The 14,453-nt window shown below is 49.9% G+C and carries 12 protein-coding genes; all 12 read right to left on the bottom strand.

The window, feature by feature from the left end:
- Positions 1–67 precede the first annotated feature (67 nt).
- Positions 68–337 carry a hypothetical protein gene (locus CSQ88_RS20265; RefSeq protein WP_099399886.1) on the bottom strand — a complete coding sequence of 90 codons (270 nt, stop codon included), beginning with the start codon at positions 335–337 and terminating at the stop codon, positions 68–70.
- 95 nt (positions 338–432) lie between these two features.
- Complete coding sequence (locus CSQ88_RS20260; RefSeq protein ID WP_099399885.1) at positions 433–1,845, bottom strand: lipid II flippase MurJ; 1,413 nt, start codon at positions 1,843–1,845, stop codon at positions 433–435.
- A gap of 10 nt (positions 1,846–1,855) precedes the next feature.
- Entirely contained in the window at positions 1,856–2,677 is an 822-nt protein-coding gene (locus CSQ88_RS20255; RefSeq protein WP_099399884.1) for an acyltransferase, read from the bottom strand.
- Positions 2,674–4,074, bottom strand: a complete 1,401-nt coding sequence (locus tag CSQ88_RS20250) for an O-antigen ligase (RefSeq protein ID WP_099399883.1) — start codon at positions 4,072–4,074, stop codon at positions 2,674–2,676. The genes CSQ88_RS20255 and CSQ88_RS20250 overlap by 4 nt, the downstream gene beginning before the upstream one ends.
- Positions 4,074–5,177, bottom strand: a complete 1,104-nt coding sequence (locus CSQ88_RS20245; RefSeq protein WP_099399882.1) for a glycosyltransferase family 1 protein — start codon at positions 5,175–5,177, stop codon at positions 4,074–4,076. The genes CSQ88_RS20250 and CSQ88_RS20245 overlap by 1 nt, the downstream gene beginning before the upstream one ends.
- The gene (locus tag CSQ88_RS20240) at positions 5,161–6,420 is read right to left on the bottom strand and encodes a glycosyltransferase family 4 protein (RefSeq protein WP_099399887.1); all 1,260 of its coding nucleotides are present in this window, start codon (positions 6,418–6,420) and stop codon (positions 5,161–5,163) included. Before CSQ88_RS20240 ends, CSQ88_RS20245 begins: the two co-directional genes overlap by 17 nt.
- Complete coding sequence (locus CSQ88_RS20235; protein WP_099399881.1) at positions 6,420–7,709, bottom strand: cellulase family glycosylhydrolase; 1,290 nt, start codon at positions 7,707–7,709, stop codon at positions 6,420–6,422. Before CSQ88_RS20235 ends, CSQ88_RS20240 begins: the two co-directional genes overlap by 1 nt.
- Positions 7,696–8,895 carry a glycosyltransferase gene (locus CSQ88_RS20230; protein WP_099399880.1) on the bottom strand — a complete coding sequence of 400 codons (1,200 nt, stop codon included), beginning with the start codon at positions 8,893–8,895 and terminating at the stop codon, positions 7,696–7,698. Before CSQ88_RS20230 ends, CSQ88_RS20235 begins: the two co-directional genes overlap by 14 nt.
- A gap of 9 nt (positions 8,896–8,904) precedes the next feature.
- Positions 8,905–10,884, bottom strand: coding sequence for an exopolysaccharide transport family protein (locus tag CSQ88_RS20225; RefSeq protein WP_099399879.1), 1,980 nt, complete (start codon positions 10,882–10,884; stop codon positions 8,905–8,907).
- The gene (locus CSQ88_RS20220; protein ID WP_099399878.1) at positions 10,881–11,654 is read right to left on the bottom strand and encodes a polysaccharide biosynthesis/export family protein; all 774 of its coding nucleotides are present in this window, start codon (positions 11,652–11,654) and stop codon (positions 10,881–10,883) included. Before CSQ88_RS20220 ends, CSQ88_RS20225 begins: the two co-directional genes overlap by 4 nt.
- A 6-nt stretch (positions 11,655–11,660) precedes the next feature.
- A complete protein-coding gene (locus CSQ88_RS20215; protein ID WP_099399877.1) occupies positions 11,661–12,575 on the bottom strand; it encodes a glycosyltransferase family 2 protein in 915 nt (304 codons plus the stop codon).
- Between the two features lie 787 nt (positions 12,576–13,362).
- Complete coding sequence (locus tag CSQ88_RS20210; RefSeq protein ID WP_099399876.1) at positions 13,363–14,250, bottom strand: DMT family transporter; 888 nt, start codon at positions 14,248–14,250, stop codon at positions 13,363–13,365.
- Between the last annotated feature and the right edge of the window lie 203 nt (positions 14,251–14,453).

Genomic DNA, 14,453 nt, shown 5'->3' with positions numbered 1-14,453 from the left:
CGACAGCCCCTTTTGCATCTGGATTGGGTTGATTGCCATGACGACCACTCCACAAAAGAACGTTCGTTCACCTTAGGCCTTTTAAGTGGTTTGAGCAAGGAGATTGAGCAAGAGACATAATCAGGAATTCATAAGCCCTTCGCCACGATGTATGTTCAATTTCTAATTTAGTGCCCGTTATTTTTGCATGATGCAGCAAGAGCTGATACAAAACCCCGGCTGATTGCCCCTCTTTATCTTTATAAATTACAGGGAAATAACTATCATCCGCATAAATCAGCGGCTCGCCTGCACATACATAAAAAGGCAATAACAGCATCAGTAGCAGTAATTTCACAATAGCCTCCCACTCAAACTTTCACTTAATATATATAGCCCCTCCGCATACTCTTTGGGCGCTGAGAATATCAGCATAGTGTTTGACCCTGATTTTTATACCCCTGTCTTGCCCAGTTTCTTTTTTAAATGGTAAGCACCTGAAACAAACAGCAGCAATGCGCTGAACGCCCCCACCGCCAGCTGGGCCATTCGCCCCTGCACAGCCCATGAAAATGCGGCCAGTGCGCATAATAAAAGCGCGAGTGCAGCCCATTTCAGAATATCCCTCAGCAGGGCCTGGTCAATATTTCGGCACAGCATCCATGCCGTACTCAATACACCGCCCATCACCGCACCGGCCATCCCCCATATCCCCAAAAAACAGGGTAAACCCAGCAAAAGCACAGCCTGCACAGCACTTCCGCTCAGCTCGCAAATTAAAGGTGTACGGGTATCCGCTGCGGCGTAGTAATAACGGGCAAGCAGCGCATTCCATGCTCCAAAAACAATGGATACCGCAAATAAAGCCAGTAAGGCAGGCAGTGGCCCCTGCGCTAAACCATGCGGCAGAAGTAAATCGACTAATGCAGGCGCAGATGCAATTAAGCCCACCGCGGCAGGCAGGGTTAATAAGGTGCAGAGCAGCAGGCCAGTATCGAGCATTTTTCGCCTGGCCATATGCCCTTCGCCACTCATTTTCCCCAGCAAAATCTGGTTTAAGCTCATCAGGGCAATCAGCGGAATATTGACCAGCTTACGTGCCAGATTAAGAAGCGTAATCGAGCCCTCGCCCAAAAAAGACGCCACCAGCCGCTCGAGCAAGGTCAGGCCCTGGCTGGCAGCACTGCTGCTCAACAGAGGCCATAGCTGCCGCCACACAGCGATAGTTTGGCCACGCGGCGCAGCATACCAGGGCCGCCAGCCCATACGCCAGACCGGAGGCAAGAGTGGCAGCAGCATCAGGATGCTGCCCAGAATAAAACACTGGGCCAGCGTAAGCGGATCAGCCGCTGTTTTTGCTAAGCCCAGATAAATGACAACCGGCAAATTAAACAAGAAAGAGCCCAGCCCCGGCAGCACAAAGCGGCTGTTGGCCTGCATGGGAATCGTGAAGATCGCATGCAAAAATATGCCGGGAATCACCCATGCCAGACAGCGCAAAGACTGAGCAGCCTGCAAGGCATCTGCTGCGGATAAACCCAGCCCGATTATTTTTACCAGATACGGCGCGCCCAGCGTGATAGCCAGCGCCAGCGCCAGAGCCAGCCATAAAAAATGCCTGACCTGCCCTGCCAGCCAGTAAGGCTGAGCAGAAGCGGGCTGAGCCTGCCAGAGCGGCAAAGCAGCGGCAGACAATAAGCCGCCAGCCAGCATGGTACGCAGAGCCTCGGGCAAAAATAACGCAACCAGATAAGCATCTGTCCGCGCCCCAGCCCCCCAATCTGCTACCAGCAACCATTCACGGGCAAAGCCCAGAATAAGGCCAGCCAGCGTGGCTAAGGTCAGAAAAACCGTATTATTGAGCATCACAACTCATCTAGTAGAACAGCGTAAACAGGCCTTTGCCGCCCACTTTATAAGTTAAATCATGCGGGCGCTCGCCCATCACCTTTGCCCCCGAGCCGCCCACAATTTTGTACGGGGCAATTTCTTTGCTGACTAAGGTATTGGCCGTGACCACAGCACCCCGCCCAATGCGTGCGCCATGGCCAATCAAAGCGCCCGTGGCGATCCATGCGTAATCTTCGATATAAATCGGGGCGGACACCGACCAGAACTCGGGCGCGCTTAAATCATGGCTGCCCGCAATAATTTTGGCATGAGAGGCCACCGCCACATGATCCCCGATAATCAGCCCGGCCCGCGCATCAATCTGGCAATGCCATGCGATGCAGCTATCGTCACCAATCACCAAGTTTTCTACGCCTAAGATCTCGGTAGTACGCCATATCGCCGAGCCTTTGCCAATTTTGGCGCCCCCCAAACGCAGCCAGGCCAGACGCAAATGGTGGCTGGGAATTTTATTAATCAGAATGTTGTAGCACTGCTCCCATGCACGCAGCCAGCGGTCTTTCAATGTGGGCCAGTTAATGCCATAGCAGGGAACCAGCGTGGTAGGAATTTCATCCCTGAGCAGGGCATAAAAACGCCGCGCCAAAGGGTGGGTAATCCGCGATTCAATATTTACCGAGCAGATCGATACGCGCGGATGAGCCTCGTCACCTTCTTCAAAAGCAACATCATTGGCCAGCATCCAGTGGTAGCTGTCTGCCAGCTCACTCTGCGTAACACCCAGCTTCTGCGCGTAATCTTCAAGGCGCGTCCGCAGTGCGGTGGAGTGATAAATCCGATGTTTCATACTTCTGTTTTCCTATAAGGCTCATCGCAGAGCAGTGGATCATGCGCCTGGCGCAAGCTGCGTGCAGATTGAAGATTAATTGCCATTACCAGCCAAAAAAGAGCAATCAGGACCATGGTAAAACTGTAGTAATGATCAAATAAACCCGTCAGCAAAGCCGCCAGCAGCCCTGCCCCCGAACCAATCCAGATGCCCCGCTCCGGGCTCATCTCACGTAAAGAAGTACGTGGCCTGCATTCGCGCCACCATGCAGTGGTCACGGCAATAAACAGCAGCATGCCGGGGATGCCCAGCTTGTAAATAAAGTTGAGCCACAAATTAGAAATGCCGAGCAGATTGGTTCCGGGCGGCGGAGGATCAACCTTAAAACCAATCCCAAGCGGAAAACGCGCCATGGCCTCCGGAAAACGCCGGTATTCATCCATACGGATTTCCGTGCTGGCATTGCTACTGGAAAAAGTCGTCGCCAGCCGCGCTTGCAATGGCGGATAAAACAGTACCAGAGCCACACCAAGAGCCAGCGCCACCCCCATAACCCGCCCGGCATAAGGAACACGGTAAGAAGCCAGCCACAGCAGCACCAGAGCAAGGCTGACAATGGCCCCGCGTGAGCTGCTGAATAACAGCCCAGCAGCACCCAGCAGCACCACACTAAAGCCCAATAATCTGCGCCAGCCCTGCTGCATCAGTGCATAAAAAAAAGCCAGCGGCAGAAACAATACCAGCACCCCACCAGTTAAATTTGGGTGTACCCACGGGGAGGCCATACGGGAAAAATTGGCCGAGAAAATATCTTTCACAGCTTCCGGGTGGGCATATTTCAGCTTTTCTAAAATCACAATAAACGTATTGGCATCGTGATCTTTTAAAAACATCCCCACTGATAACAAAAGCATCACTAATGTGCCCAGCAGCAGGGAAACAATCAGCTGATCACGGCGTAAACCGTTATCAACCAAAACAGGAATAAGCAGTAAGGGAGATAAATTTAATAACCAGCGCGCCCAATTCACAGGGCCATTGCCTTCTGCGCCACTCATCATGAACTGGCCGGCTAAAAATGGCAGCGCACTATAAAACATTAAATAACGTAAACGCTGCTCTGTTTTGCCAAGCTGCCAAGCCAGCCGTCCCTGCATCATTTGCCAGAAAACGCCCAGCCACACCATGCCTAATACCGCCTCTGAAATCGTGACGCGTATGCCGATATTCACCGTGGTATAGGGAATAAACGTCGCCACAAAACCAAACAAAATCAGCCCCATAAAGGGAAACCTAAGCACATTCAGCGCCAGGAGCAGCGCCACAATGGCGGCAAGCATCACGGCGGCCGAAGAAAAAGCCAGAAGCACCGAAAAAAACACAGCACAGAATAAAGCAAGTGACAGCCTCGCCATTACAGACCTGCCTGCAAAGCCGCCAGCAACGCCCCTAAGCGCTCACAATACGCAGGCATGGCAAAGCGTGCAGCCCATTTCTGCCCTGATGGATCTTTTGCCTGCGGGCTGAGCGCCAGGCCCTGCATCAGCGCTTGTAATGCTGCACCGTCATAAGGAGAAAAACGCGGCGAGCCCGGCGGAGCGATTTCATCCAGCGCCGAGCCTTCAGCCACAGCAACCGGCGCGCCCTGAGCAAGCGCCTCGATCACCGGCAGGCCAAAGCCTTCGGCAAGCGATGGCTGCCAAAGACAAGCCGTATGGGCATAGAGCGCTAACAATTGAGCTTCGCTCACCCCTGATACGCAGATCAGCCCATCCAGACCGCGCAGAGCCAAAGGTAAATCGTCCTGGCTGCCAACCAAAACAAGTGCTGGCACCTTACTATGTTGCTGACGAACCGCCTGCCAGGCGGCCACAAACCATGGAATATTTTTGCGTGGCTCACGCGTGCCCACCACCAGCCAGTATTGCGCCGGAATCCCCTCGGGTAAGCATGATGGCGCGGCAGACCGTACCGCAGGCACCGCATTGGGCAGCACCGCAATTTTTGCCGCCGCCTGCGGAAACAATCTGGCCACTTCTGATGCGGTAAAACCTGAAGGCGTCCAGATTGCATCGGCCAGCGCCACCGAGCGCCTCATTCCAAAGCGATCAATCTGCCGGTACACCATCGCTTTTAAGCGGCTGCCATGATGATTATCCATCGTTAGCTGAAACACATCGTGCAGCAGCAAAACATAGCGGGTATCGGGCGGGGTTTGCCAAAAAGGCAGGCCGGTATTCGCCGTTGCGATATACACATCCGTCTTATTGTCTTTAATCGCCTGCGGCAAAAAGCCAAGCTCAAACTTCACGCGCTCACGCGGGCGGTGCAGACCATTAACGGGGCTTGCCGATGCAGGGCAGTGCGCAATCTGGCGATGAGGATGCTCCGGAGGCGCAGCAGTAAAGCGCTGCACTTCGCCAAAAGTTTGCAATGCCTGCTCCAGCGCCAGCACCTGCCGGGCAATCCCTGAATACGGCGCAGCCGTTACCGGGCGATAATCAATTCCGATCCGCATGTTTTACTTTTTGGTAGAGGGTTTCAAGTTGGCTGGCACTGATTTGCCAATCATTATTCTGGCAAGCATAAAGACGGCCTGCCTCGGCCATTTCACGGGCGGCCTCGCCCTGATTTAATAGCCGGATCACAACCAAAGCCAGCTCAGCCGCCGTCTGCCCTGCGCGGTAATGTTGCCCTGGCTGCAGCGCCAGCCCAGAAACCCCCTGCGGTGTACTCACCAGAGGCAGCCCGGCAGCCAGCGCTTCCAGCACCTTCAGCTTTGAGCCACCCCCTTCACGCAGTGGCGCTAAAAAAAGCGCTGACTTTTGCTGCGCCAGCGTTAAATCAGGCACAAAACCACACCATTCGATTCTTGAATCGGGCCAACGTTTGCGCCAAGCATCCGGCATGGCGTAGCCGCAAATGACAAAGCGTGCATCGGGTAGTGCCGCCCATACTTCGGGCATAATTTCATCCAGGCTCCAGGCCACGGCATCCCGGTTTGGGGGGTATTCAAAGTTGCCAATAAATAATATTCGCTGGCTGCTTAAATCAGGCCATACATGGGCAAATGCCGCAGTATCCACGCCATTGATCACCACATCTACCGCCCGCTGGCCGATTTCTACAAGCCGCTGTGCGTCTTCTGCCGTGACCGCCGCAACACAGCAGGCTGCGCTCAGCACCCGTTTTTCCCAATGCCGGTAACGCCACTGATCAAAGCAGATAAAGGGCCGCATCCAGACGGGCATTTGCTGATATGTCGCCGCCCCAAGCGACGATTCCACATTGTGCTCAGTCAGTAAAAACGGCTGTTTTCTGGCTTGCAGCTGGCGTAAAAACGGCTGCATACCATAGCTGTGCTCTATCTGAACTACATCCCAGTTTTCCTCTGACAGCGCAGCAAACACGCGCTCCAGCCGGGGTGCAAAACCATTCACACTGGCAAGTAATGGACAGGGGGCAAATGCTGCCGCAGCCAGAGTAAGCGGATGCATTAAAGGCCTGCGGGGCAGAACAATCAAGCGGTCAACAATGCGCTCAATCTGTGCCTTCACCTCAGGCGTAAGCCGCTCTTTACTTTGCACCAGCAGGGTAATGCGGTGCCCGCGGTTAGCCAGCGCTCGCAATAAATGATACTGGCGCAGCTTGCCGCCGCTGGTGGTGGGCCACGGTAAATATGGCAGCGTCCAGAGAATTTTTAATGAGCGATGCGGTGAAGCCAGCAAAGCTGCAGCCAGCCTGTCGGATGAAGAGGCCATCAGCGCCATTCCAGAATTTGCAGTTGACGCGTCACCGCAAGGGTTGAAGACTTCAGAGGGGTTTTAAGCCCGCTTAAAGGCTGATGCAGCGTGATATCACCCGACAAAGCAAGCTCCAGCTTGCCGGGCTGATTCGCCCAGAACATCCAGAGATGCGTGCCATCGGGCTTTTTCCAGGCCACGCTATAAAGGCCATCCAGCGACCCTTTGTAAACAGGGGCATCGTCAGGTAAAAGCCTGGGGCCGGTGATATTTAAAAAACGTGCCAGGGCCGTATATGCAGGCTTGGGTTTGCCTTGCAGATTTAACAGCCCGTAGCTTCGGTCCCGAACCCCGGCCCGGCTGTCCAGATCAGACAAGGCAAATAAAAAGATACGATCAAAATCAGCCACACTCATCAGCACCAGGCGGCGCAAGAGATAATCTGCCTGCCCCGCCTCGCCAATAATATTTTGCTCTTCCTTAGGCCCGGCATAGCTGGACCAGCCCCATTCCGTTGCCCAGATTCCCGGTACTTTCATGGCGCGTAAACGCTGGTTTATTTCTTTTGTGCGCAAAATAAAATCCCGCGCTTTAACTTCATCGCCTTCCGGCTCCTGGCTATAGGGGTGATAAGCGACAACGGCCCCTAAGCCTAAAGCGCCCATTTTGCCCAGCTCTTCCAGCATCAGCCCTTTCCTGACCGGCATCTGGCTGTAATACGCCATCCCGGCCATGACCACAGGCTTGCCAGGCGCCACCTGCTTTAATACCCGCACAGAAGACTGCAACAGCCTGCCGTAATCGGCCGCATTTTCTACGGGCTGCCAAAAACTGGGTAAATTAGGCTCGTTCCAAACCTGCCATGCATCTACCGATGGATAGCGGTGCGCCAGCATCCCCATACGTTTGGCAAAAACTTCATTGTCCTTTGGCGGGTACTGATCTTTATTACTGGCGAAAGCAGGCGCACTGCTGGCAAAGGGCGCGGAGCCCACTAAGTAAAAAACAGATTTAAGCTGTTTCTCTTTTAAAGCATCAACCACATGATCAATAGGCTTGAATAAGTATTCATTTTCTTTGGCTTCATGCCTGTCCCAGTGCAAATCGACGCGGGTCCACTCCAGCCCCAAATCACGTAAGCGATCCATTTGCTGCGCCGCCTGCTGCGGGCTGAACCATAAAAAATGTGCGTTGACCCCTAAAAAGTCACGCCAGATCAGCGGCTTTGAGGCCACCAGCTTCGTCTCTGCCCCCAAAGCCGGGCCAGCCAGTAAGGCCGCAAACAAGCAGCAATTAATGAAGCGCATTGGGTTTACCCTGAATCAGGCTTGCAAATAGTTTTCTGAATTGCTTTGCAATATTAGGCCAGCGGCGCGCCATGCCCAGCGCCTCTGCGCCCTTGCTTCTTTGCTGCAACAGAGCAGGCTGATCCAATAGTTGCAAAAGCTGTGCCGCCAAAGCAGCCTGATTACCCTGAGGATAAACAGCCCCATTGCCAAAAGAGACCTCTTCCGCAAAAGCACGCGCATCAGAGCTGATCACACTTCGCCCGCAAGCCGCCGCCCAGGACAACACACCGCTGGTGCCACGCATCTGCCCCAAAAAAGTCAGCTTTTTTGATTCCTGGTACGGCAAAATCAAGACATGGTGCGCTTGAATTAAGGGCACGATTTCTGCCATTGGCACATCAAGCTGCCAGCGCACCATATGCGCCGGTAATCCGGCCGCTTTTAACTGCGTTTTTAATTCATCCAGATAAGAAGACCCATTTGCAAAAGTCATTTCAGGCGCGGTGCCCCCGGCAAGGGTAAGCTCCAGCCTGGCCTCAGGACGCTTTGTAATAAGTATGGCCAGCGCGGCGATTAAATCTTCTATGCCTTTCCCCCGATAAATAAACCCGAAATACAGCAGTTTTAAAGCGCCTTTCTCAGGCAAAGGCGGCAAGGGCCAGGCAGGCACAATCTGATTGCCATGTGCAATTTGCAGCACTTTACCTTCAGGCAAACGCATCCTTTGCGTTAAACAACGCGCGCCCAAATCAGTGAGTGTAATTAAGGATGTTAACTTTGCAGCAAGGCGGCGCTCGCGCGCCAGCGTCCACGGATTACACAAAAGAACCAGCATCTGATAAGCACGACGCGGCAAATGCTTACTCAGAGCATTGGGCCAGCCAGGCGGCCGCCAGATTAAGCGCTCCGGATCATGCACCGTTGCACTTAAAGGCAATAGCGGGTGATGCCGGGCCAGCCATTCCAGTGCTAAAAACTCACCATTTCGTCCGCCACCCAGCTCGGCGTGGACTAAATCCACCTCCCGCCAGTTTATTTTTTTCATCTGCAAATCAACTTGCTGAGCCGTGTGCCCGAGGCGTTTATTTTTAAACGGCAAACTCATCTCTAAGCCTTCCTGGCTTAAAGCGTTTTGGAATGCATCGGCATAATCTGCGATCCCACTTTGCTCTGGCGGCAAGGGGGCAATCAGAGCAATACGCATAAAGCCCTCTTAACGAGAAATGCGGCTGAGTAATCCGGAAGAAATCTCAAACTGCCGGCGATTAATAATAATGCCATCTACTTTTTTAAATGCCGTATTCAAAATAGACAGGGTGTTTTCAACCACAGGCACGGTAGATTGCCTTGCCTCAACCACCAGTAAAATTAAATCGGCCTGTTTAAGCCGCACAAAAGCCGCCTGATTACTTAATAATGCCGATGCATCAATCAACACAATCTCGCCAGGGCGGGCACATTCATCATCAGCAAGACGATTTGGAATACCCCGCTCGCTCAGAATGCGCTGAAACTGGCCTATCAGATAACCCACCCCTTCCCCGTGCCGGGAAGACGTGATTCCAATATTCAGCCCTTTTTCTTTCAGCACAGCTAAGGGCAGCTGGCTGTACAGCCGGTAAATACTCGCTTCAAAAGAGGCGGATAAAGCCGCAGAAGCGCCTGCATTCTGCTCCATCACCGTAGTCCATAATGGCACGCCAAAATGATGTTTTACCCTGCCGCCATCATGAATACGCTGATCTGATAAATAGCAGATATAAATAACAAATAAACCCACTGCACAACCCGCTGGCAAAGCCATTAAAAGCATCATTAAGCTTTTAGGAAAAACCCGGGCCGGTGAAAAAGTAGCTTGTTCAATTACGGCAATATTACTAATCCGGCTATTATCTAGTGCTCTGTCAATACGTGCTTTTTCAAGGCTGTCGATATAAAGCCGGTAATTTTTTTCTGCCACAGATAAATCACGCTCTAAATCTGATAAGGCCGGATCTATCGATAAAACCCGCTGTCTTTCATTTTTAAGCTTAGCCAACTCACTGTCATAAGCAATCATTTGCGCTTTTAATTCGCTCACCCGGGTGTCCCGCTCCAATGCAGAGCGCTTAAGCATGGTGACTAATTCATTAGGAACCCGATTTTCGGAGCGCTGAATCGTTTCTTTTTCTTCGGCAATACGCTCTTTAAGCGCGCTGATGCTGCGATTAAGCTCCAGAATAGGAGGAGCCTGATCCTGATAATTTTTTAATTTATCCAAGCGCTCTAAGACCAGGCCACTTAATTTAAGTTTTAAATCCTGCTGAGAGGGGTTTAAACTTAATTCACGCTCTCTACTCACCTCCTGAGGTAAATCACCCGCATTACGGCCCGCACTCAGAATACCGCTTGCCAGCCCCTGCTGAAGGGCATAGGCCTCTGCCCGCTGCGCAGCAACCTTATTAATACGATCGCTCAGGCTTTCCAGCTTTTCCTTGCTGCTCATGCCATCAATATCTTTTAATTTTTCTGCTATTTTCGCTTTATCAGCCGCAATTTGCCCGGCAATACGCTGGCTTTCCAGCTCATAAAAACTGTAGAGGCTATCATTAGCCAGTTTTTTTCCACGCTCTGTCTGATAAACCTCTATCCATTTATTAACTACCCGCTGCGCAATCAGCGGATCATCCCAGGTAAAGCTGATTTCCATAACCGAAGAGCCTGCTTCATGCGTAACCACAAATTGTTTTTCTAATTTACTGGCTAAACGATCCAAAGGCGTTTGCGCTTCTGAAAGCCCGATAAATACTAAAACAGAGCGCGCACTATCCAGAATGCCGGACACGCCTTTTTTGAGATAAAACTTAATCAGTTTCCAGCCATTTTTTTCAGAATGATCACTGACTTCATTTAAATAATACTCAGCCACCTGCCGGATAACTGGCCGGCCCGTGAGCATTTTTTCTTCATCAAGAATAGGATCACGCTGCGTGCTTGGGGCAAGCAGGGTTTGCCTGTCGCTGTACTCAATAGGCACCGTGCTCATTGCCCTTCCAGGCTTCACAAGCAATCTGGATTCGGAAACATAGCGTGAAGGCAAAAGAAAAGCCCCCAGTACAATTAAAATAACCGTTGCAATCAGCGCCCAGCGAAACTCTTTTTTAAAAATAAAGAAAAGCCGGATAATATCCCGGAATGTGCGAATTTCTATCATGGCAACGTCACTGTGGTGGATGAGCCTGTGCTTTTATTCAAATCGTAGCTAAACCCAATCCCAATTCCCTTGGAAAAAGGAATTAACTGATTGAAATATAAATCCACGCCCTCAATCGCATTGCCCAGTGCAGATTTAGGCACAAAGACAATATCCCCTCTTTGCAGCATCACGCCACGGCGCTGAGGCTTAGCCTGTAAAAACTGGCTGAAATCAGTGAAATAAACCTGGTAAAGACCTGCAGCATCCATCCTGAGTAAAGCAATATGCTCGCTGTCTGCGGTGGGTAAAACACCGCCTGCACCAATAATGGCCTGCTCAATACTCGCGGCGGCGGTTAATTCAAAAGCAGAAGGATTACGCACTGCTCCGCCAACAAACACACGATTTCCCGGAGCAATCGCGATATTCACGGTGACTTTCGGATAGCGGTAAATTGCGGCCAGCTTCCCACTGATCTCTTCAGCCACTTCCTCAGGGCTGCGCTGTGCAGCCTGAATTAAGCCCACAAAAGGGTAAGAAAACGAACCATCCGGGCGGACAAAAAATAAAACCATTTCATCTTTTTCAGCAGGCGTTTGTGCATCTCTCACAATTCTGAGCGTATCCCCATTCATAATTCGGGTCATTGGCGCAGGTAATTGACTGATGTCATGCAACTCAATCCGGCGCTCATCCAGTACGCTTTGCTCAGGCAACAGCAAGCTGCTGGGTGTGGAACACGCGCTCAGGCAAAATATAAGCAGGCAGAGTACGGCACTATTTTTCATCGGTCGTTATTTCCAGTAAGCCGCAAACATGCCAATGTGGCGTTTTACAAAACGGGGCAGATATTTTTCCAGATGCCCTAAGCGGTACCCCGCCAGCTTGCACACCACACGGAGCATCACTTCAGGATGGCGCCAGCGCTGCCCGGCACGGGATAAAGCCTGAAGCTCAGAAGCAAGAAAACGCCGCCCTTCACTGCCCGCTTTGCCAAACAGATCGCCTATCCATGATTCGCGGCCATAAAAAACACCAATATCAAAATAGCGCCGAAATTCCTGCAATAAGGTGTAGTGGTGGGAATGGAAGACCTCGGCAGAGGCCTCATAACGAATACACCAATTCTGTAATAGCATTTTTCCCGCCACATAAGCGTCTTCGGTGCCAATAATGTCTGCAGGAAAGCCACCAACGGCATCCAGAGCCGTATTGCGGTATGCGGCAAAGGAATCTGAACTAAAACACGTTTTAATCCCTAATTCTGGCGCATCACTTAAGCGCTTGGTCCGGCTTTGCTCCGGATAATTAAAGCTGCGGGAATGCCCCTCCAAAATACCCGCGCCTGAGCGGGGCAATTGGCGGCCATATGCTGCGGCAATGGAGTCATTGGCCAGAATGGCATCCCGCAAATTTTGCAATGCCTGCGGATTGGCCGGAATAGCATCCTGGGTCATATAAATAACAATATCCGCTTTAATTTGCTGACGCGCCCATTCACGTGTACCGCCGTGATTAAAGTTTTTTGCATCAATTATTTTTACCACAGCGCCCGCAGCAGTAAACCGGGCCACCGAATCATCAGAAGATTCGCTATCAACAACCAGCCACTCATCCACTTTTAGTGTTTGCTCAGCCAGTGCAGGTAGTAACTGATCCAAATAAGGCCCGGCATTACGAACAGGCAAAATAAGCGCGGTGCGAACCATAAAATTTATTCCCGCATATTAGACACAAAAAATCGTTACGTTATCCTTTACTCCGCACTAATTCATTTAAATGAAATCAATCCAAAGCAAGCCAATAATTATTTAATATGCAATTTACCAATTAACATTATTAAACATATGGCAGCTAATGTAGCAAAAAGTCCATCAACTAAAAAATTAAAAATTACCCTGTACACACTAAAAAAAAAAAACAAAAGAAGGCCTACACCTACCTGAAAAAATTAAGAAACAATTAATCATCAATACCACTCTTAATTGTCCATAATCATTTTATTATATTTAAAAACACCCAACATACTAAAAACCAGAGTAAAAAATTGAATTATCTTTAAGCAAGCACAAAACCAATGTGATATTAATCACATAAAATAATCAGAAAAACACAATAAAAATTCATACATCATTAAAAAAATTAAAAATATATTTAATTGACGAATACCAATTAAAATTTATCTCCACATAAAAAACACGCAAAAAAATAGCGATACAGCCTGAGCTATATCGCTAAAAAATCTATAAAATACTAAAAAAAGCCCCTTATTGGCGGCCTGGCAATCAAAAAATCTTAATGATCCCGGCAATAAGATGCAAAAGACACACATTTAGTGCTTAAAAAATATTTTTTTACAGTAAGTGCAGCACTGGGGGCCTAGTAGCCCATGAATACCCTGCTCCTGCTCACCCTGTAACTGGTCATTAAAACAGAGGTCTCCCCCTCAGGCTACTGACGTTGGATTCAGGATAAGGCTGTGCCGGATCATAGACATCAGCAAAGTCTGGCACCCTGCAGCTTTTGCGCCAACAAACCCAGCAAAATAAACCCCAGGCCCAGTAAAGTGGATACTTGAATTGTCTCGCCAATAAACAGCCAAATAAAAAACAAAGAAATAATAGGCGATAAAAAGATGAGGTTTGCAATCTTGGCGGTGCTTTGACTCAGCTTCATGGCAAATAACCACAATACAAAGGTAAACCCCATCTCAAAAGCACCTACATAAACGGCTCCGGCAATACCCTGCCAGCTGACACTGACCAGCTCGCCATGAAAAAGGCACCATAAAAAAGAAAGGGGTAATGAAACAGCAAAATTAAGGGTTAATCCCAGCACTGGCTCTCTTTGATCTTTTGTATTCAAAATCCAATAGGCAGCCCACAGCAGGGTAGAAATCAATGCCAGCCCCAGACCATTTAAATCCGAAAAATTTAAATGCAACAAATCACCCCTGGTTGCAATAAGTAAGACACCAAAATAACAAAGCAAGGCGGCCAGAATATCATTTCGTTTTAATGGCTGTTTTAAAAGAGGCACAGCCAGCAAAGTCATCGTTAATGCCCATGTATAATTAATAGCTTGTGCTTCTTGTGCTGGCAATAAATCATAGGCTTTAAACAAAATAAGATAATATGCAAAAGGATTAATTGCGCCAAACAATAATGAAACGCGCCAGTTTTTACGAAAAGCAGGCCACACTTCATGTAAGCGCCCCTGATAAATTAAAATAGACATTAATGCCAGCAATGATGCTGCACTGGCATAAAGGAGTAATTGCGCCGGGCTTAAATGAGCGAGGCTTAATTTAAATGCCGTGGCCACAGTGGACCACGCCAATACGGCAGATAAACCACAGGCATAAGCACGTTGCTGTTGCGTCAAAACAAATCCTCCTTATCAATTACACCAAGACTAACAACGATTGATCACTGCTGGCTATTGCGAATTACACGGTCATACCCAATGCTGTTCACTTTATGATTTTTATTCCCCAGTTATGCCGTTGATTAAGAATTTCCGTGCCTTTTCTACTTGCAAAATGCTTAGTTCGTCGTTTCACAACCCGCGGATTACTGCGTCCTGTT

Source organism: Iodobacter sp. BJB302 (genome assembly GCF_002735645.1).
Taxonomy (GTDB): domain Bacteria; phylum Pseudomonadota; class Gammaproteobacteria; order Burkholderiales; family Chitinibacteraceae; genus Iodobacter.
The sequence above is the reverse complement of the archived record's forward strand: the minus strand, read 5'-3'. Positions and strand labels throughout refer to the sequence as shown.

Bases quoted from the DNA above. Each gene is read 5' to 3' on its own strand.
- CSQ88_RS20260 (WP_099399885.1), bottom strand. From the start codon at position 1,845: ATGCTCAATAATACGGTTTTTCTGACCTTAGCCACGCTGGCTGGCCTT.
- CSQ88_RS20255 (WP_099399884.1), bottom strand. From the start codon at position 2,677: ATGAAACATCGGATTTATCACTCCACCGCACTGCGGACGCGCCTTGAA.
- CSQ88_RS20250 (WP_099399883.1), bottom strand. From the start codon at position 4,074: ATGGCGAGGCTGTCACTTGCTTTATTCTGTGCTGTGTTTTTTTCGGTG.
- CSQ88_RS20245 (WP_099399882.1), bottom strand. From the start codon at position 5,177: ATGCGGATCGGAATTGATTATCGCCCGGTAACGGCTGCGCCGTATTCA.
- CSQ88_RS20240 (WP_099399887.1), bottom strand. From the start codon at position 6,420: ATGGCCTCTTCATCCGACAGGCTGGCTGCAGCTTTGCTGGCTTCACCG.
- CSQ88_RS20235 (WP_099399881.1), bottom strand. From the start codon at position 7,709: ATGCGCTTCATTAATTGCTGCTTGTTTGCGGCCTTACTGGCTGGCCCG.
- CSQ88_RS20230 (WP_099399880.1), bottom strand. From the start codon at position 8,895: ATGCGTATTGCTCTGATTGCCCCCTTGCCGCCAGAGCAAAGTGGGATC.
- CSQ88_RS20225 (WP_099399879.1), bottom strand. From the start codon at position 10,884: ATGATAGAAATTCGCACATTCCGGGATATTATCCGGCTTTTCTTTATT.
- CSQ88_RS20220 (WP_099399878.1), bottom strand. From the start codon at position 11,654: ATGAAAAATAGTGCCGTACTCTGCCTGCTTATATTTTGCCTGAGCGCG.
- CSQ88_RS20215 (WP_099399877.1), bottom strand. From the start codon at position 12,575: ATGGTTCGCACCGCGCTTATTTTGCCTGTTCGTAATGCCGGGCCTTAT.